The sequence below is a fragment of the Thalassotalea psychrophila genome, from assembly GCF_031583595.1.
Taxonomy (GTDB): Bacteria; Pseudomonadota; Gammaproteobacteria; order Enterobacterales; family Alteromonadaceae; genus Thalassotalea_A; species Thalassotalea_A psychrophila.
The window spans coordinates 3,428,352-3,454,349 of record NZ_CP134145.1 but is presented as its reverse complement, the minus strand read 5'-3'; the positions used below and the strand labels follow the sequence as shown (position 1 = coordinate 3,454,349).

The window sequence follows — 25,998 nt, the reverse complement described above, 5'->3', positions numbered from 1 at the left end:
CCACACCTACTTATTCAAAATACTGGTTGGTCCGAATTTATTCGGACGTTACCCACAAAGAGCATTAACTCGTATAGATCTTTACATGACTCGTAATGGCTAGTTATATGTCAAATTGTGTCAAGTGGTTGCAAACTATTTCTGGCCAGTAACTCATCGCAGATAATCTTCGTTTAGACTCATCCAATTATCGTAACCCTTCAATGTTGTTAATGTGTTGTTAATAAATTTGACATCATCAGGTTAATAATAAAAATGAAACTCACCTCTAATGCATTAAATTCTCCAGCGGCAGTCGCTGTGGTTGTCGCGTTGATTTTATTCCTCGGGTTATTCAGCTTAAACAAACTACCAGTACAATTATTTCCAGATATTGAAAATCCGCGAATTGCCATCCAAACTTCATGGCGAGCAGCATCACCGCAAGAGATAGAGTCAGAAATTCTAGAGCCGCAAGAGAAAGTACTTCGTGGTATTCCTGGCCTGAAATCGATGAATGCTTTTGCCAATAGTGGTAATGCATTTATCAATCTTGAGTTTGGCATTGACAACAACATGCAAGAAACTCTAATGGAAGTTATTAGTCGCATGACGCGAGTACAATCTCAACCCCGAGATGCAACCCCGCCGCGGGTAATGCTTGGTGGCTTTGGTGGCGGTAACCCTGCTTTAACCTTTTTCTTTTTACAAGCTTTACCTGGTAATGAGCATGACATCGACGACTATATCGATTTTGCTGAAGATTCTATTCGTCCAAGAATTGAAGCCATTGAAGGCGTGGCTAGTGTGCAAATGTTTAATGGTGAAAACCTAGAAGAATTACAAATACGCTTTGACCCTATTAAAGCCGCAGAATTTGGTATTGAAATACCGCAACTTATCGCTTTAGTTTCGGGCAGCAATGACATTTCAGGTGGCCTCATTGATGTCGGCCGTAGACAATACACTTTACGTTTTAATGGTAAGTATGAAATAGAAGAGCTGTCGCAACTTATACTTGAATCTCGTAACGGCCGTAATATTCGTTTAGCAGACATTGCCACTGTACAAGTAAGTCGCGCTGACAAACAGGGTGTCGCTGTTCAAAATGGTAACCCTGCTTTTTCAATGCGCATAGACCGAGTAAGTGGTGCAAATGTATTAGACACGTTAAATCGGGTTAAAACTGAAGTTGCGCTATTAAATAGTGAGTTACTAGCTGACAAAAAATTAGTAATGATCCAGTCATTTGATGCATCAGTATTTATTTACCGGGCAATTAATTTAGTTACCAGTAATTTGTTTGTCGGGGCGGTGTTATCATTATTGGTGTTATGGTTTTTTATTCGCAGAGCTCGTGCCACGTTTATTATTGCTACGGCTATCCCTATAAGCTTATTAACAACTTTCATCGTATTACAATTAACCGGCCGCTCGCTTAATGTCATCTCATTAGCAGGCTTAGCATTTGCCGTGGGTATGGTACTGGATGCTGCCATTGTGGTTCTAGAAAATATTCTTCGAATGCGTGAAAAAGGTTTAAACCGTCATGAAAGTTCTGAGCAAGGGGCCAAGCAAGTTTGGGGCGCGCTATTAGCGTCTACCGCAACAACAGTTGCAATTTTCTTACCGGTATTCTTTTTAAAAGATATTGAAGGGCAACTGTTTGGTGATTTAGCTTTAACTATAGCTATTGCAGTATCGGTTTCGTTACTTGTCGCCGTGGTACTACTTCCTGTATTGGCGAAATACTACATCAAAGAGCAGCAGATCAAAGATCCCAACCAAGCCATTTGGCACGGGATCACCACTTGGGTGGTTAAATTAACTTCCAGTAGTAAAAAGCGTTTAACTGTATCCACCTGCCTTTTGGTTATTCCGGTGATTATTACTGTGTTGGCTATTCCAAGCTTGGATTATTTACCACCGGTTAAGCGTGATGCTATTGATGCCAATTTGCAATTTCCTCCTGGCGCAAATATACAAACCATTGAACGTGAAGTGGTTAACCCAATTGTCGAGCGATTAAAGCCTTATATGAATGGCGAAAAGCAGCCAGCACTTAAAAACTATTATCTATTCTCTGGACCTTTTGGCGGAAATTTAGGAGTAAGAGCTAAAGATCAAGCAGATGTTGAAGAATTATTAAGAGTGGTTCAAGAAGAAGTACTAGTAGATTTACCAGACACTCGCGCATTCGCTAGGCAGGGTAATTTATTTGGTGGTTTTGGTGGAGGAAGACAAGTACAAATACACTTACAAACCCGAGATACGCAAGCGCTACAAAGTGCCGCTCGTCAAGGGATAGAATGGGTAAACGATGCTATTGAAGGAGCCAATGTTCGTGCTAATCCAAGCCCTGAAATGTCGGCACCAGAATTAAGATTAACACCAAAAGATAGAAACATTCTTGAGCAAGGTTGGTCTCGTCGTGATGTAGGGCGAGTGGTAAGAACCTTGGGTGATGGTGTTTATGCTGGGGAATATTTTAATGGTAGCAAACGCTTAAATATCATTGTTCGTTCGGAAGGTTGGGATGATCCTGATAATTTAGGTGATGTTCCCGTTGTTACCGGTAATGGTAATATCACTCAGTTAGCAGAGTTAGTTACTATTAAACGCACCGTAGGTCCAAGTCGTTTAACACGTATCGATGGTAATCGTACCATTACCTTGAATGTGAATCCTCCAGAAGGTTGGTCGTTAGAAGAAACTATTGCGGTATTAAAAAATGAAGTCGAACCTAAATTAAAAGCTGCGCTGCCTGCAGACAGTTCTATCGTTTACGGTGGCAGCGCCGACCAATTAGAAAAAGCCATCACCGTGATGAGTGAAAATTTCTTATTTGCACTGGTGATCTTGTTCTTACTAATGGCAGCTTTATTTCGCTCTGTTAAAGACAGCGCTTTGGTTATTATTACTATTCCACTGGCTACGGTTGGCGGCATTTTGGCATTGAGATTACTTAATTTATTCGTTTTTCAACCGCTTGATCTATTGACCATGATAGGTTTTGTTATATTGCTCGGTTTGGTCGTTAATAATGCCATATTGTTAGTCCATCAAACTCGTTTGGCTCAGGCTCAAGGTGTGAACAGAGCGAGTGCGGTTCAACAGGCCTTATCTTTAAGGTTACGTCCCATTTTTATGAGTACTGCTACAAGTTTCTTTGGCATGCTGCCACTGTTGTTGCTTCCTGGTGCAGGCAGTGTGATTTATCGTGGTTTGGCTGCGGTTATCGTCGGTGGATTAGCGGTAAGCACTTTGTTTACCATTATTTTACTGCCTTGCCTGTTACTTTTACAACGCAGTGATTTTGGTTTTAGAAAGTCTTCACTTAACCCCTTGGTAGTTGAACCAGAGCTAAATACTTTAGCAATTCAATCACAAACAAAAATTTAAGGATAAATGATGAACAAATTTATATTAGCTCTAGCGTCTATTAGTTTCTTTGCTACAAACCTAGTCATTGCTGCAGAAAGTGAAGGACAACTAGTGAGCATTGAAATTGCAAAAACAGAACAAGTGCAAGGACGAGTATGGTTACCCGGGAATGTGGTGAGTCGAATGAACGCCACCATTTCTGCTGAACAAACTGGGCAGTTATTATCAATTGTAGATATTGGTAGTGAAGTTAAACAAGGCGATATAATTGCCCGCATCGATAATCGTGATCTCAAATTATTGATGGCCAAACAAGAGGCTCAATCGCAGCAGTATCAAGCAAATGTTAACTATTTAACTAAACAAAAACAGCGTTTATTAAAACTCAGTGAAACTAATAATACCGCATTAAGCGAACTAGAGCGTACAGAGAAAGACTTAACTGTCGCCCAAAATGAAGTCGTGGCTAAACAAATGGAAGTAAAGCAAACTCAGCTAAACATCACAAAAACTGAGATTAAAGCACCATTTTCGGGTTTTATTAGTGAACGCTTTGCTTATGTAGGTGAATTAATTACTGTTGGTCGACCTTTGGTTGCGTTGGTTGATCCCAATGATCTTGATATTACCGTTGCCGCTCCTATATCAATCGCACCGTTTTTAGAGTCAGGAGCTAAAATGCAAGTAAAATGGCAAGAACAGTTGATCGAGTTGCCAATCAGAACATGGAGCCGCGCAGGTGAACAATCATCTCGTACTTTCAATGTAAGGTTAGCGGCAACCAATTTAACCTTATTATCTGGCACTGCTGTTAGCGTATCATTGCCTAAACAAAACTTATCTGAAGTGCTAATGGTGCCCAGAGATGCATTGTTACTGAGACAATCTGACACCTTTGTGTTAACCGTAAACGAGGATCTAGTTGCCAAAAAAGTTAACGTAACCGTGGGGCAAGGAGCAGGGCATTGGGTATCAGTAAGTGGTGACATTACTGCTGGAGATTCGGTTATTGTTCGTGGCGGAGAACGATTGCAAGACGGTCAAGCGGTGCGCATTGACCAACAAACTATTGAGCTAGCAAAACTTAACTAAAGGTCTCAAGTTTCAACATGTTACATGCTATTAAATAACAAAGGCGCTATAGCGCCTTTGTTATTTAATGGAAGCTTATTAGTTTACTTAACTTCTTCACCAGCTGCCTGTTTATCGGCGTGATAACTCGAACGTACTAATGGACCACATGCAGCGTGTTCAAAACCCATCGCCTCAGCTTCGCGCTTAAACATATCAAAGTCATCAGGATGTACGTAACGCTCAACGGCTAAATGATGTTTACTAGGCTGAAGATATTGACCAATGGTAAGCATAGTTACACCGTGAGCTCGCAAGTCGCGCATCACTTCTAATATTTCTTCATTCGTTTCACCTAAACCTACCATTAAACCTGATTTAGTTGGGATGTTAGGGTTTGCTTGACCAAATTTTTTCAGTAAATCTAATGACCATTGGTAGTTAGCGCCCGGACGAGCTTTAGTATAAAGGCGCGGTGCTGTTTCCAAGTTATGGTTAAATACGTGTGGCGGGGTTGCATTTAAAATGTCTAGTGCACGGTCCATACGGCCACGAAAGTCAGGGACTAAAATTTCAACCTTTGTATGTGGTGCGTGCTCGGCTATTTCGCTAATACAGTCAGCAAATTGCTGTGCGCCGCCGTCACGTAAATCATCACGATCTACAGAGGTAATTACCACGTATTTTAAACGCATATCTTTAAGCGTTAGGGCAAGCTTTTTCGGCTCGTCTTTATCAGCTGCTAATGGACGACCGTGGCCAACGTCACAAAATGGACAACGACGAGTACAAATATCACCTAAAATCATAAAGGTGGCAGTACCGTGGTTAAAACACTCCGACAGGTTCGGGCAAGATGCTTCTTCACACACAGAATGCAAACCGTGTTTTCTTAACGACGATTTGATGTGATCAATTTTGTCACTTGAACGTGGCAATTTAATGCGTAACCAATCAGGCTTGCGTAACATTGTTGCACGCTCTGAAGGCACAACCTTAATCGGAATATGCTGCATTTTGTCCGCATCACGCATTTTTGTGCCCGGGGCAACGCGTGTTGTTTTAACTTTTTCTGTTGTTTCTGTCATGACGATTATAAACCTGTCTTATAGCTAACTGTGTCAGCATTTAATAATTGCTGTAATTGCTCAACTAAAGCGTTACCTATCTCGGCAACGTTGTCTGGACCATTTAAGTCAATGGTTTGGATCATTTCTAATCCGGCATAACCACATGGGTTTATGCGTAAAAACGGCGACAAATCCATATTCACATTAATTGCTAAGCCATGAAATGAGCAGCCTTTACGGACACGCAAGCCTAGTGATGCAATTTTTTTACCGTCAACATAGACACCTGGTGCGTCAGGTTTTGCCGCGGCATCAATATTATATTGTGCCAACGCGTTAACAATGCCGTTTTCTATTAATGTTACGAGTTCACGTACGCCCATTTTACGACGGCGTAAGTTAATCATAAAGTAAATAACCTGTTGGCCAGGACCGTGATATGTTACTTGTCCGCCTCTATCAACCTTTACTACCGGGATATCGCCAGGCATTAATAAATGCTCTTCTTTACCTGCTTGCCCTTGGGTAAAAACCGGAGGGTGCTCAACTAGCCAAAGTTCATCATCAACAGTGTCATCACGAGTATCCGTAAAGTCTTGCATAGCATGCCAAACTTTTTCGTAATCCATGCTATTTAATTGTCGAATAACTAGTGGGTAGCTCAAGTCTTTATCTCGTAGTAAATAATGGCGCCATTATAGCCATCTCAGGCCAAATATCCACCATAAGCGTAATGTGGTTATTACTGGAATCGTAAACAATTTAATATAGCTAAATTGATCGAGTATTTTTACAGTACGTAGCGAACTTCTTCAATTGCAGATAACTCTTTGTAAAGCTTCTCAATATGCTCTTGGCTAGTCACTCTAATTGGAATTGCAACCGAGTGGTAGTTGCCTTTACTGCTTGGTTTAATGGTTGGTACATAATCCGCTGGCGTATCATTTTGTAAAACGGCAATGATTAAATCAGGTAAATTAGGCACAGCAACGCCCATAATTTTAAAATTTAGTACACAAGGAAATTCAAGTAGTTCATTGAATTTGGTTTTCATACAGCTCTCTTTAAACGTTTGTTGCAACACCAACATTGTGAAAACATTATTGATGCTAATTAATTAGGGTCTTTTTAAATGCTTGAAACTCACTATGGAGCACATTAGCAACAGGACCTACTTGGCCTGAGCCGATTATTTTATCATCAATTTGGGTGATAGGTGAAATTTCTCTTGAAGAAGAGGAGATCCATACTTCATCAGCCGATAATAAGTCATCAACAGTTATGTTTTCTTGATGTACTTTTAAGCCAGACTCTTCTGCAAGTTCGATAATCACATCTCGGGTAATACCACCTAAAATTAGCTGATTTTGCGGTGGTGTATACACTTCTCTGAATTTAACCATAAATACATTCGAAGTAGAGCCTTCCGTAATTACGTTGTCACGATGCAGAATTGCTTCATCACAGCCAAGTTGTTGGGCTTTATTGCGCAGCATAATATTGCCTAATAGAGCAATGGATTTAATATCACAATGTTGCCAACGAATATCTTCAAGTAACGTTGCGGTTGCGGTTTCTATTGATTCTTCGCTAACAAGTAACGGGGAGGCTAATAGCATAACCGTAGGGGTCATGATTTCATCAATGAGTTGGTTTCGGTCGTTGCTCACGCCGCGAGTAACTTGCAAGTATATTGATAAGTGACCACCACCGTTGCGCTCTATCAGCGTACGGATGATATTCTTCCATTCAATATTTGAGTGAGGGTTGGTGATGCCTAGTTGCTCTAAACAATAGGCTAAGCGTTCAAGGTGCTGTTTTAAGCGAAAAGGAGATGAGTTATAAACGGGTATTACTTCATAAATACCATCAGCAAACAAAAAACCTCGGTCTAGAACCGAGATTTTTGCATCTTTTTTGGCGAGTAACTCACCATTTAAATAAACGATGTCTGTCATAAACTCTACTAAGGATTCAAGGATTCAAGGATTCAAGGTGTCAAGTTCCTAATTCCTAATACCTAGTTCCTTATCCCTAATTTTGCCTATAAAAACTGCAGCTTCACATAATCAACTAAACGGCTGAACATGCTACCTTCATTCACTTCTTGTAAGGTAACTAATGGGTATTCACCAACGTCTTCGCCGTTAAGCTGTAAAAATACTTTACCTACCACCGTGCCTTTCGCTAGTGGCGCTTCTAACTGTTGGTCAAGTTTGAAGTTTGCTTCTAAGTTTTTGCGTTGGCCACGAGGAATAGTAATTGACGTGTCTGTTAAAATACCTAAATCTACTTCTTTAATATCGCCCATCCAAACACGGTTAGTCGCGAAACTTTCACCTGCTTTATATGGAGTGATTGTTTCAAAGAATCGGAAACCGTAGTTTAATAATTTTTTACTTTCAATTTTACGGGCTTGCTCGCTTTTTGCACCCATAACTACGGTAACTAAACGCATGTTGCCTTTAGTCGCACTCGTAACTAGATTAAAGCCTGCTTTTGAATGATGGCCAGTTTTTAAGCCATCAACGTTCATGCTTTTATCCCATAAAAGGCTATTACGGTTATATTGTTTAATGTTGTTAAAGGTAAATGATTTTTGCTTATAAATAGCATACTCATCTGGCACGTCAGTAATTAATGCACTGGCTAAAGTTGCCATATCACGTGGAGTCGAATAATGCTCTGTACCACTTAAACCATGTGAGTTTTGAAAGTTACTATCTAGCATGCCAAGTTGTTGGGCATGAGCATTCATCAAATCAGCAAAGGCGCTTTCACTTCCTGCAATGTGTTCAGACATTGCTACACAAGCATCATTACCAGAGGCAACAATGATGCCTTGATTTAATAGCTTAACTGATACTTCAGTGCCCACTTCAATAAACATCTTTGATGAGTCAGGGAAGTTTTTCGCCCAGGCGTTTTCACTAATGGTAACCAAATCATCATTGGCAATATTACCCGCGGCAATTTCTTGACCAATGATATAACTCGTCATCATTTTAGTTAGTGATGCGGGCTCTAGTTGGATATCTGCATTACCTTCAGCAATTATTTTTCCGGTAGCATGATCTAATAAAATATAACCTTCAGCGTTAATTTGTGGTGGAGCTGGAATAATAGTATTCGCAGAAGCGGTAAAAGCAGTTGTAGCGAGTACAAGGCCGCTAAATATGTTTATAAGTTTACGTGCTGAGTTGGTCATCATTTACCTGTGAAATTCGATAGATTCGTAGTTTTAATAGTTATAGTTTTTTATATAGCATTGCCATGATTATATTTTCATTAGCAAAAAAATTGCTGGTTAGTATATACCCGTTGCTATTCAAAGTGTAGGCTTCAGTGGGAATTAAAAGCAATTTAGGCAAGGCATTAAATTTAGAGAATGGTTGTTCCATTTTTCAACTTAATAACGCGGCATAAATTACTTTTAAACCCATCGAAGAAGAGCTTGAGCAATTCCACTACTTCGTTGCAGATATTTGCAAGGGAGTACCATTACTACATAACTGCGCCTTGTACTGGCATCGCTCAAGCACTCTGAAACCTGCATCTTGAATAGCAACGGGTATACAGCTGCTAATGGTTTATATCCTGCTATTTATCGTTTATTTTGGTGCTCTTAGCGGGTATGCTTCCGGATACCCTTGCTTCTGTATATTAGCGAGCAACATTTTTGCCTCTTCGGCATCATATATTGGTCCCACTTGTACCCTAAAAAGTTCATTTTTTTCTGATAATTTTACCGGAACTTGCAATAAAAACTGTATACCTTTAGCTGTATTGTTCGCTAATAGCTTGTCGCGAGTCACCATCACATGAATATATGGTCTAAATGTTGCTGATGGAGTTTTCACTGTCGATTTTGTACGCGACAACTCATTCGATTTCTTTACGTGATGAACTGGCACATTAGTCTTAGCTGTCTTTACGACGTTAGGTGTTGAAGCTATTGCTTCAAGTGGTGGTAACCGTTCAATTGTATTTGTCGCAATAACATCGTTTGAATAAGTAGGCTTAGTAAACTTAGCTAAATTAGAGTGGGTAATTGCTTCAATCCTTACTTTGGCCGTGCCTTTACTTAACATACCTAATTTGTAAGCTGCGCTATAAGAAAGGTCGATTAAACGATCTTGATGAAAAGGACCTCGGTCATTAGCTCGTACAATAACGGATTTGTTATTTGCTAAATTGGTCACTTGCAAGTAAGTAGGCAAGGGTAATGATTTATGAGCAGCGCTAAAGGCATACATATCGTAAACTTCACCATTTGAAGTCAAATGACCATGAAATTTTTTCCCATACCAAGAGGCCGTACCGGTTGCTTTATAGCCTTCTGCCGTTTTCATTACACTGTAAGGCTTGCCAAATACCTGATAGTTTTTATTTCCACCTCTACTTGGCGCAACTACTTTAGGTGTAGGCTCCTTTAGTTCAAATTCTGTAGGCAGACGCGTAGGAACACTGTCATGTTTTTGAGAATAACGAGAGTTACTCTCACAAGCTAGGAGAGTAAAAATGGTGAATATAAGAAAAATGGATTTAGCTAACGGCACAATTGACTTCTTTTTATTATTTTAAACCTACTCTGCAGTGGGTATATACAGCAGTCAGTGTAGTAATTTATAACAATAGACTCAACCGTTTTGTTGTTATTTATTAGCTTAATTTGTGTACTTTAAATATTTAACTTGAACTAGAGATTATGGGGGCTTATCCCTAGTTTAAGTTATTTGTTAAGAAATCAATCGCCTATGAGTACTAATTGCCATAATAACGCCAAAACCAGCCATTAAGGTAACCATAGAGGTACCGCCATAGCTTACTAAGGGCAGTGGCACACCTACAACTGGCAATAAGCCTGAAACCATACCAATATTTACAAATACATAAACAAAGAAGGTTAGCGTTAAGCTGCCGGCCAGTAATTTTGTGAATGCTTCTTGAGCATTAAAGGCAATCCATAAACCACGCATAACAATTAATAAATAGATCAGTAATAAACCTACAATGCCAATTAAGCCAAACTCTTCACTAAATACCGCAAAGATAAAGTCAGTGTGTCGTTCAGGTAAAAACTCTAATTGTGATTGTGTGCCTTGCAGCCAACCTTTACCTGAGATACCACCGGAGCCGATAGCAATTTTCGATTGGATAATATGATAACCCGAGCCAAGAGGATCTTGCTCAGGATTTAAAAACGTTAATACCCGTTGTTTTTGGTAATCACGCATTAAAAACATCCATAATATGGGCATAAACGCTGAAATAGCCCCTGCACATATAGCAATTAATTTCCAACTGGCGCCAGCTAAAAACAAAACAAAAATGCCTGAACAGGCAATCAATAATGAAGTACCCAAATCAGGTTGCTTAGCGATCATCAAGGTAGGTAGCATTACTAAGACAAAGGCAATTAAGATATGTCTTGTTTTAGCAGGAAGGTCATAACGACTAATAAACCAGGCGATGGTCATTGGTACAACAAGTTTCATGATTTCTGAAGGTTGAAACTTCATAAAACCTAGATCCAACCAGCGCTGTGCACCTTTACCAACATGGCCAAACAAAAGTACGGCTAAGAGCATTAATAAGCCAAGAATAAATACAATTACTGCCCAACGTTGATACACCGATGGTGGTATTTGTGCAACAACAAACATTACGCCAAGGCCAATGCCTAAACGGATCACTTGCCGTATAACTAAGTCAGTATCTTGACCTCCAGCACTGTAAATAACAAATAAGCCAACAGTCATCAGCACTAACAGCACAAACAACAGCGGCAGATCAATGTGGATCCGCTGTAATAGCGTTTTCTTTTTCGCTTCGTCTTTACCTACATAGCGCATGTTTTTCTCGGTTATTATTTAAATGTTGGAGCTAGAAAGCTTGTAGCTTAGCGCTTCTGTTTTATTTAATCTTTGCCACAAGATTTTTATTCGCAAAGTATTGATCCATGATCTGCCTTGCTACAGGGCCCGCGTTAGAACCGCCGCCGCCCACCGCAACGTTTTCTATTGCGATTGCTACTACGATTTCAGGCGCAGTAAATGGAGCAAAGGCGATAAACATGGCGTTATCACGGTTATTTTCAGAGATCTTGGTGGCATCATAATCTGTGTCTTGTGCGCGGCCAACAACCTCACCGGTCCCTGATTTTCCTGCTGCGTCGTACTTGGTTCCTAAAAACGCGCGATAACCAGTACCAGAAGGTTTCCTTACGGTTTTATGCATTGCTTCTAGGATAATGTCCCAACTGTTTGGGTTATTTAGTTCAATCGGTGGTTTTTCATTTATTTCGAACGGGATAATTTCTCTCGTTAACGCTGTTGTTTGTTCCATTTCGCTCTGGACATCATGATCAACTTCAGCAGTTAATGTCGGGACTTGGTGTATTGCGGACAAAAAGTGTGGTTCTTTTATTTCGCCTTTATTAACTAAAATGGATGTTGCTTGCGCCAATTGTAATGGCGTAACAGTCCAATAACCTTGCCCAATACCAATATTTACCGTATCACCGTGATACCAAGGCTGATTATAACGTGCACGTTTCCAACCCCTGCTTGGCATTATCGCTTCACTTTCTTCATAAATATCGATACCGGTTGATTCGCCAAAACCAAATTTGGCCATAGTTTCCGAGATCCTATCAATTCCGAGTTTGTAAGATAAATCGTAAAAGAAGGTATTACATGAGCGCATTATCGCTTCTTCTATTGTTACCCAGCCATGTCCCCATTTTAAATGGTCACGGTATTTTCGCTTACCATTTTTAAGCTTGAAAAAACCTGGATCCCAAATTTTGGATGTTGTGGTGATCATATTACTTTCTAAACCAGTTAATCCTAAAAACGGTTTGATAGTTGAAGCTGGCGGATAAGTGCCTTTTGTTGCCCTGTTGATTAATGGACGGTTGCGGTTTTGTAGTTTTTTATAATTTTTTGATGAAATACCATGCACAAACAAATTACCGTCATAACTTGGATTTGAATAAAATGCTAATATACCACCATCTCTTGGGTCGATAGCAACCACCGCACCACGTTTACCCGATAATGCTCGCTTAGCAATCATCTGTAACTCAATATCTAGGCTTAAGGTGATATCACTGCCAGGTATCGGTGGAGTAAAACTCAGGGTTCGTAAAATTCGACCTTGGTTATTTACTTCAACTTCTTGATGGCCCATGGTGCCGTGTAGAATGTCTTCGTAATAGCGCTCTAGGCCTAATTTTCCCATGTCGCGAGTCGCTTTATAATCTTCCGACTTGCCTTGCTCGTCTAGGTTGATTAAATCTTTGCGGTTAATTTTGGCAACATAGCCTAAAGAATGCGTGGTTAAATCACCAAAAGGGTAATAACGCTTTAATCGCGCTTCAATGATAACCCCAGGGAACAAATGTTGGCTTACCGAAATTTTAGCCACTTGTTCATCATTTAAACGAGAAATTAATTCAATTGGCTTAAAGCGACGCTTGTAACGCATTGCCTCTAAGAATTTTGTTTTTTGTTCCGCTGAAATATTAACAATACTGGCGAGTAAATCTAAGGTTTTGTTGATATCTTTAACTTGCTCAGGAATTATTTCTAAAGAATAAACAGGCTTGTTTTCAGCTAACAATACGCCATTTCGATCATAAATCAGGCCGCGATTAGGCGCTACTGGCAATAGTTTTATACGGTTTTTGTTTGATCTGGTTTGATATTTTTCATAAGAGTTTACTTCTAACTCGTATAAATTATTAAATAAAATCAATAGCATAACTAATACACCTAAAAAGGTGATAAAAGCTCTTCGGGCAAACAGGTTTGCCTCAGCGCTGTGATTTCTAATTGATACGTGTTTTATTGCCACTAACCATTACTCACGATGATAAGGATGGTTATTGTTAATGCTCCAAGCACGGTACAAACTTTCTGCGATCATAACTCTTACCATAGGGTGTGGTAAGGTTAGAGCCGACAATGACCACTTTTGTTCCGACGCTTTTATGCATGCTGGCGCTAAACCTTCTGGACCACCAACTAACAAGACGACATCGCGGGCATCCATCTGCCACTTTTCCAGTTCTTTTGCTAATTGAGGAGTTGTCCAAGGCTTACCTTCTACTTCTAAGGTAACAATGCGACTACCTTTAGGAATAGCCGCTAAGGTTTGTTCGCCTTCTTTTTCTAAAATGCGCGCTATGTCGGCATTTTTGCCACGTTTACCTGGGGTTATTTCAATTAAATCGAAACTTAAATCACGAGGGAAACGACGAGAATACTCACTAAAACCTTGAGCAATCCAACTAGGCATTTTGTTACCTACGGCAATGAGGGTGAGGCGCATAGGAGATTATTCGTCAGACCAAAGCTGTTCAAGTTGATAAAGGTCGCGGGTGTCATCAGTCATAACATGGACAATAACATCACCTAAATCGATCAGAGCCCATTCACCAACATCAGTGCCTTCCATGCCAACTGGCTTCATCTTTTCAGCCTTCACTGCGGTGTTTAAGTTTTCTGCGATTGAACGTACGTGTCTTGATGAGTTACCTGAACAAATAACCATATAGTCGGTAAAGCTGGCTTTTTCTGCAACATGTAGAGTTACAATATCACGGGCTTTAATGTCTTCTAATTGAGTTTGTACAAATTCAACTAATTTTTCTGCTTGCAAAGTGTATTCCTTAGGATTTAAACGTTATATCAATTTCAATAAATATGTGTTCTACTTTTTGATGAGGAAAAACGGATAAATACAAGGCATTAAATTTTATAAGTAGTTATTCTACTTGAAAATTTTATAACGCTGTAGTTATTCGTTTTATCCATTAAAAATGAATAGATAGTTATTGAACTTGGTATTTTTATGGCCAAGTGCGAAAATAACTGCTGCCTGTTCAGGCAAATATTTATCATACAGCGTGTATTCTAACCCGAAGTGAGAAAAGTTAATAGTAGGGCCGAAAATTAACGATAAAGTTTATTATGCTCAATAAATTGCGACACTTTGTTCGGCAAAAATTCACTACAATTTTCTTTATTATTAAGCTTTTCACGAATTAATGTTGATGAAATATCTACTTGGCAGGTTTCTAATAACAAAATTCTGCCGGCGCTTTGTTGCTTGACTAAGCTAATATCGTCAGTAATTCGAGTGCGAATGCTTTCATCATTTAAGTTACTAACGCAATAACCCGGTCTTGTACCAACAACAAAATGACAAAGTGTCAACAACTCTTGTATTTGATGCCAGCTAGGTAATGAAATTAATGAGTCAGTACCAATGAAAAAATAAAGCTTAGCATTTGGATACTGCTGTTTTAATTCTTTAATTGAATCTATGGTATATGATTTTGTATGCCGATTTAATTCGCGAGCATCTAAAGTAAATAGTGCATGTTCTTCACAGGCTAGTTCAACCATTTCTTTTCGTTGTTTAGTACTGGCAAATGTAGATTGCTTATGTGGAGGTATATGGGCTGGTAAAAGTAAAACTTGACTAAGATCTAGTTGTTTAGCGATATCTTCGCTAGGTTTTATATGCCCTAAATGAATGGGATCAAAGGTACCACCAAAAATGCCAATATGCTCTGTCGGCATGCTAGGCGAAATACTCATAATCTAGTGACAGGTTTTGCGTTACATCACCATAATATAAAGTTAAGCAAACATCAGATAACAAAATAAAATCATCAAAATCACTGCTGGTTTTACTGATCAAGTCGGTTTTAGCTAAACGCATTTTAGCCCGTTTAATATTGGCTAAGCTGATGTTGTTAAGCGCATGGTTATAAAGAGGCTTTTTCTTGTCCCAAATGCGTAATTCTTTAAACAAGGCATCTCGGCTTTCACCATTAGCTATGCGATTAAGCATCATCTCAATTTGTAATATTTCTTTATGGATTATCCAAACAAGTTGTGCCAAAGCTACACCTTCATGTTTCATTTGGGTAAGCATGTTATTACATTGCTCTAGCTGGCCAGAAAGTAGGGCATCGGTTAGTTGAAATGGACTGAATTTCGACTGTTTGATCAGTAGTTGCTCTAAATCTTCGCTGCGAATAAATTGCTGATCAAATAACAAGGTGAGTTTTTGTAGTTCTTGCGCTAAAGCTGGAGTATTACCGATAAAAAAATCGCTTAACAACAATTGTGCTTGCGAGTCCATGTTCAGCTTTAACTGCCGGCACTGATTATTCAGCCAAATACTTAAGCTTTTTCCTTCAAGATCATAAAGCGGAATATAACAGCCAATTTTATCTAAGGATTTAAACCATTTTTTCTTAGCCGTTGAGGCATCAATTTTAGGACCATGCAATATTAACAAAACATCGCTTTGACCTTGAGTAGAAATAAAGTTGCCAATATCGGTAAGTGTTTTAACCGCACTGTCATCGAGTTTATTATTAACTAAATCGATTTCAATAATGCGCTTTTCAGCAAACAAACTTAATGATTGAAACTCATTATATACCTGGTTCCAGTCAAATTTGTCATCGTTACTAAAACGAATTAATTCATCATAACCCTGATTTTTAGCGTTGAGTTTAATGTTGTCTAAGGCGTCATTTTTTTGCCAAGGCTCATCTCCAAAAATTAACCAAACATCGAGTAATTGTTTCTGTAGTTGGTTAGCAAGTTGGTTATGATAAATGCGCATATAAGGGATTAAAGCTCGGTAGAAGCAAGGTTACGTAAAATGGTGGAGGCAGCTTCAATACGCATTTCTTTGCGTAATAAGCTTAACTCTCTAGATTTTGCTAATGCTCTATCTGGATCATCTTGATAGTTACGTGTAAGGTCGAAATTGTAGCGTTGCGTCTCTTTGTTTTCAAATCTGACTTCATAACGTACTGAATAGGTTAATTCATATTCAGCAACCTGACCGTTCTCAAATAAAGATAAGGTACGACGATTCAGCAGATCTTTTAAAATACGCAACTCTGGAATGTTTGCGCCGCTTTTATTCATTACCTTTACATCATTATCTTTTAAATGCGTTTTTACAAAACGGGTAAGTTCACCATGCGGATCTTGTGAGCTTACGTATAATGTTTGCATTTCATCGGGTAATAAATAATCACCACGTAAATGAAATCCACAACCAGTAAGTATAGTTACCGTCAGCAAGGCGCTAACAGCAACTTTTATCCATTTTGTAAAAACAACAGTTTTTATCATTAATTAGCTACTATGTTTAGAAGTTTACCCGGCACATAAATGATTTTACGAACGGTTTTACCTTCAGTAAATTTAACTACATTCTCTTCTGAAAACGCAATCTTTTCAACATCTTCTTGTGAAGCACTGGCACTAACGGTAACTTTTGCACGTAATTTACCATTTACTTGCACAATCACTAGCTTTTCATCTTGTACTAAGGCGGCTTCATCAACTAAAGGCCATGCGGCTTCTTCAACGGCAGTACCATCACCAATTGTTGCCCATAATTCATGGCCTAAATGTGGTGTAATTGGTGTTAGCATTAAGACAATAGCTTGAATAGCTTCATGCATAATGGCTTTATCGGCGTCAGATTCAAGTTTAGCTTTGGCTAAGTGATTCATTAATTCCATAATTGCCGCAATAGCGGTATTAAAGGTATTACGACGGCCAATGTCATCACTTACCTTAGCAATAGTTTTATGAAGTTCACGGCGTAAGTTTTTCTGAGACGAATTAAGCTCAACATCAGCTAATGCAGGAATTGCAGTATCTTTTGTAGCTTCAGTAAAATCAAATGCTAATTTCCACACTCGTTTTAAGAAGCGATGTGCGCCTTCAACACCTGAATCTGACCATTCTAAAGTTTGCTCTGGCGGTGAAGTAAACATAATGAATAAACGCACGGTATCAGCACCAAACTGATTAATTACTTCTTGTGGGTCAATACCATTATTTTTTGATTTTGACATTTTTGTCATGCCGCCAGAAATTACTGGTTGGCCATCAATTTTAGAAGTCGCTTTAGTTACAGCACCTTTTTCATCGCGCTCGATGTCAACATCACTTGGTGAAATCCAAGTTTGTGAACCGTTACTTTCTTCTCGATAAAATGTTTCTGCTAATACCATGCCTTGACATAATAAACTCTTGTACGGTTCATCGCAGTCGACTAAACCAACATCACGCATTAGTTTGTGGAAAAATCGAGAGTACAATAAATGTAAAATTGCATGTTCAATGCCACCAACATATTGATCTACTGGTAACCAGTAATTGGCTTTCTTTGGGTCTAGCATCATTTCATCGTTACCTGGGTTACAGTAACGAGCGTAATACCAAGACGATTCCATAAAGGTATCGAAAGTATCGGTTTCACGGAACGCTTCTTCACCATTGTAAGTGGTTTTAGCCCATTCAGGATCGGCTTTAATTGGTGACGTTACGCCATCCATAACTACATCTTCAGGTAATACAACCGGTAATTGGTCTTGTGGAACAGCAACAGACTCACCATTAGCAAGGCGTAACATTGGAATTGGAGTACCCCAATAACGTTGGCGTGAAACCCCCCAGTCACGTAAACGGTAGTTAACTTTAACGCTACCTTTACCTTCATTGCTTAAATGTTCACTGATGGCTTTAAATGCTTGTTCAAACGATAAACCATCAAATTGACCTGAATTTATTAGCACGTTCTTGTCTGTGATAGCGGCAACGTTTATGTCATCGCCTTCAGCATCAGCAATAACTTGTTTAATTTCTAAACCGTATTTTAAGGCAAATTCGAAGTCGCGTTGATCATGACCAGGTACTGACATTACCGCACCTGAACCGTAATCCATTAAGACAAAGTTGGCTGCCCAAACTGGTACTTGCTCACCAGTAATTGGATGGATGGCCTTAAGACCCGTATCAACACCTAATTTTTCCATAGTCGCCATATCGGCTTCTGTGGCTTTATTGTTTTTACATGAAGCAATAAATTCGCTTAATTCACTATTGTTTTTAGCTGCTGCTAACGCTAAAGGGTGTTGCGCAGCAAGAGCTACGTATGTAACCCCCATTAGTGTATCCGGACGAGTTGTATATATATCAAAGCTTTCGCTTGAATCAGCAACTTGGAAAGTCATTTCGACACCTTCCGAACGACCAATCCAGTTACGCTGCATGGTTTTCACTTGCTCAGGCCAGCCTTCAAGTTGGTCTAAGTCATTTAATAACTCTTCTGCGTAGTCAGTAATTTTAATAAACCACTGTGGAATTTCTTTACGCTCAACAATAGCGCCTGAACGCCAACCGCGGCCATCGATAACCTGTTCATTGGCTAATACGGTTTGATCAACAGGATCCCAGTTAACCGTAGCGTTCTTTTTATAAACTAAGCCTTTTTCAAATAACTGAGTGAAAAACCACTGCTCCCAACGATAGTAATCAGGTTTACAGGTTGCTAATTCACGATTCCAATCATAAGCAAAGCCTAATGATTGTAACTGATTACGCATATAATCAATGTTTTCATAAGTCCATTTTGCTGGTGCTGATTTGTTATTGATCGCCGCATTTTCAGCAGGTAATCCAAACGCATCCCAACCCATAGGTTGCATTACGTTTTTGCCTTGTAAACGTTGATAACGACTAATTACATCACCAAGAGTGTAATTACGAACATGGCCCATATGCAAGCGTCCGCTTGGGTATGGGAACATCGAAAGGCAGTAAAATTTTTCTTTACCGGCGATTTCAGTTGCTTCAAAAGTTTTGTTTTCAGTCCAGCTCTGTTGAATCTTTTCTTCAATAGACTGTGGATTATAAATGGATTCCATTAACGGTTTTCTCAAGCGTTGGTAGTGCTAAAAATAGTGGCAATTAATTGCTTTGGTTTAGCACTAGACATGAATTTAAAATATTGCTCGAATAATAACTTAAATAATTGATAAATGGTATAGAAGAGCACGTGGTTTATCCCTAAACCACGTAGATTGACTATACTTTTTTTATAACAACTAATTTTTATAAATTTGAGACTGTTTATGAGTGACAAAAATAGCAATTATCAGAATGTTTTCGACAAGGTTTATCTTTGGTTAAAAGATGCCAAAGATGATGAAGTGAAATCAATAATTCAATGGGTAAACAAGGCCGATGAGTTTATTAATGCCGCTGAACAAGTCTCTATTAATGAATATCAATTATCAGTAGAAAGCTTTAAGCAAGATTTGCTAGGTTTTTATCAACATAATAAAGAAGATGCCGAAAATTCTATGTATCTTACTGCCATCAGTGAGGGCATGTGGCAACATTTAGCTGGTATGACTGATCAAACACAAGTTGAATGGACTGAGTTAGTTGATGATTTCAATCATGACGGCACATACAAAACCGGAGATTCCATTGGTTTTGGTCGGATCCAGTGTCATGGCTGTGGCAGACAAGTTGACATTACCCATGCCAGTACGGTTATTCAATGTCCAAACTGCGGCTCAAATGAATATTCTCGCCAAGCGTTTAGTGATTAACGTAGTAAACTGCTTAATTTTTCAACGTTTATAGACTAACCTTATTTTGGCTTTGCATTTGTATCTTACCTAGGTATACACTGACCTTAAAGGGTTGTTATTTTTATTGGATTTTATTCATATAAATTACTAATTCGATCCAACTAAAAATAATAAAACCACCTTCTTTATATCTTTAAAGGATATCAATATTACATGACAGTATCTAACGACGCACTCAAGGTGCCAGCAAAGCAATTATGTGCGGAATTACCTGAAACGCTATTTTCCAAAAGTCAGGTAGATGTCAATGTTAAACAAAAATTTATTGGTCATGAACGGGCCAAAGAGGCGCTGGATTTTGGCCTTTCTATGCCATCAACAGGGTTTAATGTATTTGCTAAAGGCGAGCCTGGCAGTGGTCGACAAACCTTAATAAGTCAAATGTTGGCAGAATTTGCCAGTCAACAAGACACTGCCGACGAGTGGTGTTACATAAATAACTTTGACGATAATCAAGCGCCGCACAAATTGTATTTAAATGCCGGCGAAGGCAAGCAATTACAAGGAAAAATAAATTCATTAATTGATGATTTGATGGATCTATTTCCTGAAATTTTTGATAACCCTGGCTACCAACGAAAAAAAGCGGCAATTGACCGTGCATTTAATAAAAAATACGACAAAGCCATTGAGGATGTTGAAGAACATGCTTATTCAAAAGATGTTGTATTGTATGAGGAAAAAGGTGAGATAAGCTTTGCTCCACTAGTTGATGGTAAACCACTAAATGATAAAGATTTCGCTAACCTTGATGAAGCCAAACGTACTGAGTTTTATCAATTACTGGAAGAGTTAGAAACCATTCTCAGCGAAAAGCTTTTAGAGTTGCCTCTATGGAAACGTGAATCTAGCGTAGCCATGCGTAAATTAAAGTTTGATACTGCCGAGCAAAGTATCAGACCATTACTAAAAGAGCTTGAACGTGAATTTTCAGCAAACCTTGGTGTGCTGAAGTACCTTCATCAAGTAAAAGGCTCTATCACCGAGGCAGTTTTAGATATACTAATTGATGAAAGCTCTGATAATCCTCGTGATGATAAGGGTTGTCGTAAAATGATGGAAGAGCGTTTTATGCCAAACTTACTGGTATCACGAATACCAGGAGAGGGGGCACCCGTTGTTTATGAGCAAAATCCAACCTATCAAAATTTATTTGGCTCTATCGATTATTCTTCTTTTCAAGGCGCGGTTTATACAAACTATCGCTTAATTCGAAGCGGTGCATTGCATCGAGCCAATGGCGGTTATTTATTATTGGATGCCGAAAAATTATTAACCCAGCCGATGATATGGCAGCGGTTGAAGTTGGCATTAAAAACAGGTGAAGCACAAATAGATCATCCATATGCCGACATGGCAATGGGCAGTAGTGTTAGCTTACAGCCTGAAAAAATACCGCTAAAAGTTAAAGTTATTTTACTGGGTAATTCTGAAATTTATTACACTTTGCAAGAGTACGATCAAGAGTTTACCGAATTGTTTCGTGTGCTGGCAGATTTTGATCGCCATGTTGATAAAAATGAAGACAACTTAAAAGCCTATGCAACACTGATACGCCAACATGCACAAAAGCATGATTATCCGTCGGTTAATGATAAAGCGGTAAGTTTATTGGTGCGTTATTCACTTCGTAAAGCTGAGCATCAACAGCGTCTGTCGGCAAATATTGTGCAAATAAACGACTTACTTGATGAAGCTAAGTTTATTTGGCAAAAACAAGGCAGTACCGGCAATATCGAGGCCGCGCATGTTGAAGCTGCCCTTGCCGCAAAAGCGAGACGAACTGGACGCTTAAGCGAAACGTGGTTGCAAGAAATTAAAGAAGAGCAAGTACTCATCTCTACCGAAGGGCAAGCTGTTGGCAGGGTTAATGGTTTAACAGTTCTTGAAATTGGTGATAGCGTATTTGGTACACCCGCACGTATTTCTGCAACCGTTTATGCTGGTGCGCAAGGGGTTACTGATATTGAAAGAGAAGCCGAGTTAGGTAAATCAATTCATTCAAAGGGTGTACTGTTGTTAATTGGTTATCTTGGCCATAAATACGGTCAAAGTTTTCCATTGTCTATATCTGCAAATATTGCTATTGAACAATCTTATGGGCATATCGATGGAGATAGCGCCTCAATGGCCGAACTTTGTGCGTTAATTTCTTCTATTACTAAGTTGCCAATCAATCAAGAGCTTGCCATTACGGGTTCAATGAACCAACACGGTGAGGTGCAATCGATTGGTGGAGTCAATGAAAAAATTGAAGGCTTTTATCGTTTATGTCGCGATAAAGGTTTAACTGGTAATCAAGGTGTTATTGTTCCTAAAACCAATAAAATGAACTTAATGCTCGATCCTGATGTTATTGCAGCGGTTGAAAAGGGCGAATTTAGCATTTATGCGGTTGGACATGTCGACCAAGCACTTGAACTATTGCTTGGACAAACAGCTGGCGTTGCTAAGCGAGATGGCAGTTATCCTCGAAAATCAATTCATGGAATGGCGATGGACAAGTTGTCGTATTTATCGGATATGATCAATGGTGGTGATAACGAATAGATTCAAATTCGTTACTGCGAAACTGTAAGGAAAATATTTATGACTTTACTAGTCATCTTAGCCGTAGTGTTTGGCAGTGTTGCAATAATGGTGATACTCGGTGAAAAATACGGTAAGCCGATGGAAGCACAAGAGCAGCAAAAATATTCAAAATGGCTGATCATTTTAGTGTTTATCATGTTGTTTGCTGCGCTAATAAATCAACTCATTTAGTAAAAATTAGTTAATACACTCCGCTACATCCCTTTAAAAATGCCAGTTTAAAATACTGGCATCTTTATCTACATTTCCCCTTTTCTTTTTTACAAAAATTGGCTATTCTTTAATCAGTAACTAATTGAAAAATTACATATATTAATAATAATTTATATTATCTCTAAGTTAACGTTTTTATAAAAATAAGCACTTAGAGAACGCGATAAGTGTGTATTTTGCGCTAAGCATATACACAGTGGTCTATCGTACATTGGGGGTTTGCGTGAGCGCGATAGATCTGTCCGTTGTACTATTAACAATCGCTGTTGAGTCAGTTAATGCTGTCACATCAAATACATTAACCGTTGCTGAGCAGCAAATGGAACAAATATGGCCTATTGCGGCCTATTTTGTGCTGTTAATGTTTTTACTTGCCATTATGCTCGGGCTTTCTGCAGTCTTGGGTCCAAAAACTAATCGTCGTCACACTCATACTCCCTACGAATCTGGCATTGTTGCCGTTGATGCTCCTAAAAGTCGTTTCACCAATCATTTTTTCTTGTATGCCATATTCTTTGTTATTTTCGATTTAGAAACCATTTTCTTGTTCGCTTGGGTTATCGCCTTTGACGAAGTTGGCATTGCTGGTTTTATTGAAGCGTCAATTTTCATCGGTATTTTACTCGTTGCGCTTATTTATGTATGGCGTATTGGAGGCTTGCAATTAAAACACAAACATTTACCCGCTAGAGAGTTACTTCGTGCTAGTGCAGCCAAATCTGACAATGTAAACCATATCGCAGTAAAGGGAGATCAATAATATGGAATGGTCCATGACAAAAGCCGCCATCGACAAAGAAATGCTTGATTCTCGTAATATCTCTGAAGACGATTTAAAACGCAACGTGATGTTTGCCAAGCTCGATGACATGATCAACTGGGGCCGAAAAAACTCCATCTGGCCGTTTAACTTTGGTTTGTCTTGCTGTTATGTCGAAATGGCTACCGGCTTTACCTCTAGACATGATATTGCCCGTTTTGGCGCTGAAGTTATCCGTGCTACGCCAAGACAAGCTGATTTAATGGTTATATCCGGCACTTGTTTTCGAAAAATGGCACCGGTTATTCGCCACCTTTATGACCAATTAATGGAGCCTCGTTGGATAATTTCCATGGGCTCATGTGCAAACTCTGGTGGCATGTATGATATTTACTCGGTAGTACAAGGCGTTGATAAATTTATTCCTGTAGATGTTTATGTACCGGGTTGCCCGCCAAGGCCTGAAGCTTTACTTGAAGGTTTATTACTGTTGCAAACCAAAATTGCCAATCAACCAAGGCCACTAAGTTGGGTGGTTGGTGAACAAGGCACGACTGAAGTCGTCAAGCCATCACTACGAGATATAAAACAAAAAAGTCGTATTGAAGTTACGATTTTAGATGAGCCGGATAGCATATAATGAATAGCTCTTTTTTGAAAAATTCAAAAGACTGGCAAGTGCAAGCGCCGTTTAGTATTAGTGAAGAAGTCGCTAATATAAATAGTGAAATAATTCTGCACAAACAATTATTAATCGACAATATTGAAACCTATTGGGTAGATAGGGCACATTTGGCCATGCTGATGTATCTTCTTAGACATCAACTTGATGATGGTTTTGATTTTTGCTTTGACCTTACCGCTATTGATGAACGCGTTCGCGAGCATAAATTAAGCTCACACGTTGCCGATTTTACCTTGATATATCATCTACGCTCTTATGCTCGTAACCGTGATGTTCGTATTAAAGTGGCTCTGCACAGTAATGATAAAAGTGCTGAAACGGTCAGTAATATTTGGCCCAATGCCAATTGGTATGAACGTGAAGTTTGGGATATGTTTGGCATAACTTTTAATAATCACCCCCATCTGGCTCGCATATTAATGCCGAATACTTGGGTTGGTCATCCGTTATTAAAAGATCATCCCGCTCGCGCTACTGAAATGGACCCGTTTACACTGCCTGATGATCAACAAGACATTGAACAAGAGGCATTAAAGTTTAACCCTGAAGCTTGGGGCATGAAACGACAAAGCAAAACCAGTGATTTTAGTTTTTTAAACCTTGGTCCAAACCATCCTAGTGTGCACGGTGCATTTCGTGTTGTGTTGCAAATGGAAGGCGAAGAGATTGTTGATTCTGTACCCGATATTGGTTATCACCATCGCGGCGCTGAAAAAATGGGTGAGCGTCAATCTTGGCATAGCTATATACCCTATACCGACAGGATCGACTATTTAGGTGGGGTAATGAATAATTTCCCTTACGTGATGGCAGTTGAACAACTCGCTGGTATTACGGTGCCTGACAGAGCAAAAGTCATTCGCATCATGATGTCAGAAATGTTTCGGATTTTATCTCATCTACTGTTTTACGGTACCTTTGCCCAAGATATTGGCGCGTTATCACCAATCTTTTATATGTTTATTGATCGAGAGAAACTGTTTGGCATTATCGAAGCGTTTACTGGCGCTCGTATGCATCCAAGCTCTTTCCGTGTTGGTGGCGTTGCCGCAGACCTGCCAAAAGGGTGGGATAGTTTAGTGCGTGAATACGTGAACTACTTGCCTAAGCGTTTAGATGAATACGAAAAAATGGTAATGCAAAATGAGTTACTAAAAGCTCGTACAGTAGGTGTTGGCGCTTATACCACCAAAGAAGCAATTGAGTGGGGTATTACTGGTCCAGGTCTAAGAGCAACTGGCTATTCGTGGGATTTACGTAAGCAGCGTCCGTATGGCGGTTACGATCAATTTGATTTTGAAATACCAGTTGGACACAACGGCGATTGTTATGACCGCTGCCGCGTAAGAGTTGAAGAAATGCGCCAAAGTATCCGCATCATTGAGCAATGTTTAAATAATATGCCATCAGGACCCTATAAAGCCGACCACCCACAAACCACACCACCAGATAAGTCTCGGACTATGCAAGATATAGACACCTTAATTCCACATTTTGTCAACGTGTCTTGGGGACCAGTGATCCCCGCAGGTGAAGTGTCAGTTAGTGTTGAAGCTACCAAAGGCATAATGGCTTATCACTTAGTAAGTGATGGCAGCACGATGAGTTATCGTACTCGTATTCGTACCCCGTCTTTTGCCCATTTGCAAATGATCCCGTTGATTTCGCAAGGGCAAATGGTTGCCGATTTAATCGCCACATTAGGTAGTATCGACTACGTAATGGCCGACGTAGATAGATAGAGGCT

Annotated in this window: 22 protein-coding genes; 8 read left to right on the top strand and 14 right to left on the bottom strand. The window is 39.3% G+C overall.

Going from position 1 to position 25,998, the window contains the following annotated elements; translation table 11 throughout:
- Window positions 1-255: 255 nt before the first annotated feature.
- On the top strand, window positions 256-3,381 hold the full coding sequence (locus tag RGQ13_RS14160) for an efflux RND transporter permease subunit (protein ID WP_348390396.1): 3,126 nt from the start codon (window positions 256-258) through the stop codon (window positions 3,379-3,381).
- 9 nt (window positions 3,382-3,390) lie between these two features.
- Complete coding sequence (locus tag RGQ13_RS14155) at window positions 3,391-4,455, top strand: efflux RND transporter periplasmic adaptor subunit (protein ID WP_348390395.1); 1,065 nt, start codon at window positions 3,391-3,393, stop codon at window positions 4,453-4,455.
- 83 nt (window positions 4,456-4,538) lie between these two features.
- Here RGQ13_RS14155 and lipA read toward each other — a convergent pair whose 3' ends face one another.
- The 14 genes from lipA to leuS form a co-directional block, all read right to left on the bottom strand.
- Window positions 4,539-5,522 (bottom strand): lipoyl synthase, encoded by a 984-nt coding sequence (gene lipA, locus RGQ13_RS14150; protein WP_348390394.1) that lies wholly within the window; start codon window positions 5,520-5,522, stop codon window positions 4,539-4,541.
- 5 nt (window positions 5,523-5,527) lie between these two features.
- Window positions 5,528-6,133 (bottom strand): lipoyl(octanoyl) transferase LipB, encoded by a 606-nt coding sequence (gene lipB / locus RGQ13_RS14145; RefSeq protein WP_405054199.1) that lies wholly within the window; start codon window positions 6,131-6,133, stop codon window positions 5,528-5,530.
- Window positions 6,134-6,294: 161 nt separating this feature from the next.
- Window positions 6,295-6,558, bottom strand: coding sequence for a DUF493 family protein YbeD (gene ybeD / locus RGQ13_RS14140; RefSeq protein ID WP_348390392.1), 264 nt, complete (start codon window positions 6,556-6,558; stop codon window positions 6,295-6,297).
- A gap of 55 nt (window positions 6,559-6,613) precedes the next feature.
- Window positions 6,614-7,462: a D-amino acid aminotransferase gene (locus RGQ13_RS14135; protein ID WP_348390391.1), complete on the bottom strand. Its 849-nt coding sequence runs from the start codon at window positions 7,460-7,462 to the stop codon at window positions 6,614-6,616.
- Between the two features lie 86 nt (window positions 7,463-7,548).
- Window positions 7,549-8,712, bottom strand: coding sequence for a serine hydrolase (locus RGQ13_RS14130; RefSeq protein WP_348390390.1), 1,164 nt, complete (start codon window positions 8,710-8,712; stop codon window positions 7,549-7,551).
- Between the two features lie 403 nt (window positions 8,713-9,115).
- Window positions 9,116-10,063, bottom strand: a complete 948-nt coding sequence (locus tag RGQ13_RS14125; RefSeq protein ID WP_348390389.1) for a septal ring lytic transglycosylase RlpA family protein — start codon at window positions 10,061-10,063, stop codon at window positions 9,116-9,118.
- Between the two features lie 180 nt (window positions 10,064-10,243).
- Window positions 10,244-11,359 carry a rod shape-determining protein RodA gene (gene rodA / locus RGQ13_RS14120; protein WP_348390388.1) on the bottom strand — a complete coding sequence of 372 codons (1,116 nt, stop codon included), beginning with the start codon at window positions 11,357-11,359 and terminating at the stop codon, window positions 10,244-10,246.
- Between the two features lie 61 nt (window positions 11,360-11,420).
- Complete coding sequence (mrdA, locus tag RGQ13_RS14115; RefSeq protein ID WP_348390387.1) at window positions 11,421-13,364, bottom strand: penicillin-binding protein 2; 1,944 nt, start codon at window positions 13,362-13,364, stop codon at window positions 11,421-11,423.
- Window positions 13,365-13,370: 6 nt separating this feature from the next.
- Entirely contained in the window at window positions 13,371-13,841 is a 471-nt protein-coding gene (gene rlmH / locus RGQ13_RS14110; protein WP_348390386.1) for a 23S rRNA (pseudouridine(1915)-N(3))-methyltransferase RlmH, read from the bottom strand.
- A 6-nt stretch (window positions 13,842-13,847) separates the two neighbouring features.
- A complete protein-coding gene (gene rsfS / locus RGQ13_RS14105) occupies window positions 13,848-14,171 on the bottom strand; it encodes a ribosome silencing factor (RefSeq protein WP_348390385.1) in 324 nt (107 codons plus the stop codon).
- 293 nt (window positions 14,172-14,464) lie between these two features.
- Window positions 14,465-15,097: a nicotinate-nucleotide adenylyltransferase gene (gene nadD / locus RGQ13_RS14100; protein WP_348390384.1), complete on the bottom strand. Its 633-nt coding sequence runs from the start codon at window positions 15,095-15,097 to the stop codon at window positions 14,465-14,467.
- Window position 15,098: 1 nt separating this feature from the next.
- Entirely contained in the window at window positions 15,099-16,157 is a 1,059-nt protein-coding gene (gene holA / locus RGQ13_RS14095; RefSeq protein WP_348390383.1) for a DNA polymerase III subunit delta, read from the bottom strand.
- 8 nt (window positions 16,158-16,165) lie between these two features.
- Complete coding sequence (locus RGQ13_RS14090; protein ID WP_348390382.1) at window positions 16,166-16,678, bottom strand: LPS-assembly lipoprotein LptE; 513 nt, start codon at window positions 16,676-16,678, stop codon at window positions 16,166-16,168.
- Window positions 16,678-19,266, bottom strand: coding sequence for a leucine--tRNA ligase (gene leuS / locus RGQ13_RS14085; protein WP_348390381.1), 2,589 nt, complete (start codon window positions 19,264-19,266; stop codon window positions 16,678-16,680). Before leuS ends, RGQ13_RS14090 begins: the two co-directional genes overlap by 1 nt.
- A 207-nt stretch (window positions 19,267-19,473) precedes the next feature.
- Here leuS and RGQ13_RS14080 point away from each other — a divergent pair, with 207 nt between their 5' ends.
- The 6 genes from RGQ13_RS14080 to nuoC all read left to right on the top strand — a co-directional run bounded on the left by RGQ13_RS14080 (window position 19,474) and on the right by nuoC (window position 25,993).
- On the top strand, window positions 19,474-19,959 hold the full coding sequence (locus tag RGQ13_RS14080) for a zinc ribbon-containing protein (protein ID WP_348390380.1): 486 nt from the start codon (window positions 19,474-19,476) through the stop codon (window positions 19,957-19,959).
- A 195-nt stretch (window positions 19,960-20,154) separates the two neighbouring features.
- Window positions 20,155-22,551: an AAA family ATPase gene (locus tag RGQ13_RS14075; RefSeq protein WP_348390379.1), complete on the top strand. Its 2,397-nt coding sequence runs from the start codon at window positions 20,155-20,157 to the stop codon at window positions 22,549-22,551.
- 39 nt (window positions 22,552-22,590) lie between these two features.
- The gene (locus tag RGQ13_RS14070; RefSeq protein WP_348390378.1) at window positions 22,591-22,764 is read left to right on the top strand and encodes a hypothetical protein; all 174 of its coding nucleotides are present in this window, start codon (window positions 22,591-22,593) and stop codon (window positions 22,762-22,764) included.
- 265 nt (window positions 22,765-23,029) lie between these two features.
- A complete protein-coding gene (locus tag RGQ13_RS14065) occupies window positions 23,030-23,566 on the top strand; it encodes an NADH-quinone oxidoreductase subunit A (protein ID WP_348390377.1) in 537 nt (178 codons plus the stop codon).
- Between the two features lies 1 nt (window position 23,567).
- Window positions 23,568-24,206 carry an NADH-quinone oxidoreductase subunit B family protein gene (locus tag RGQ13_RS14060; RefSeq protein ID WP_348390376.1) on the top strand — a complete coding sequence of 213 codons (639 nt, stop codon included), beginning with the start codon at window positions 23,568-23,570 and terminating at the stop codon, window positions 24,204-24,206.
- The gene (gene nuoC, locus RGQ13_RS14055; protein WP_348390375.1) at window positions 24,206-25,993 is read left to right on the top strand and encodes an NADH-quinone oxidoreductase subunit C/D; all 1,788 of its coding nucleotides are present in this window, start codon (window positions 24,206-24,208) and stop codon (window positions 25,991-25,993) included. Before RGQ13_RS14060 ends, nuoC begins: the two co-directional genes overlap by 1 nt.
- Window positions 25,994-25,998 lie beyond the last annotated feature (5 nt).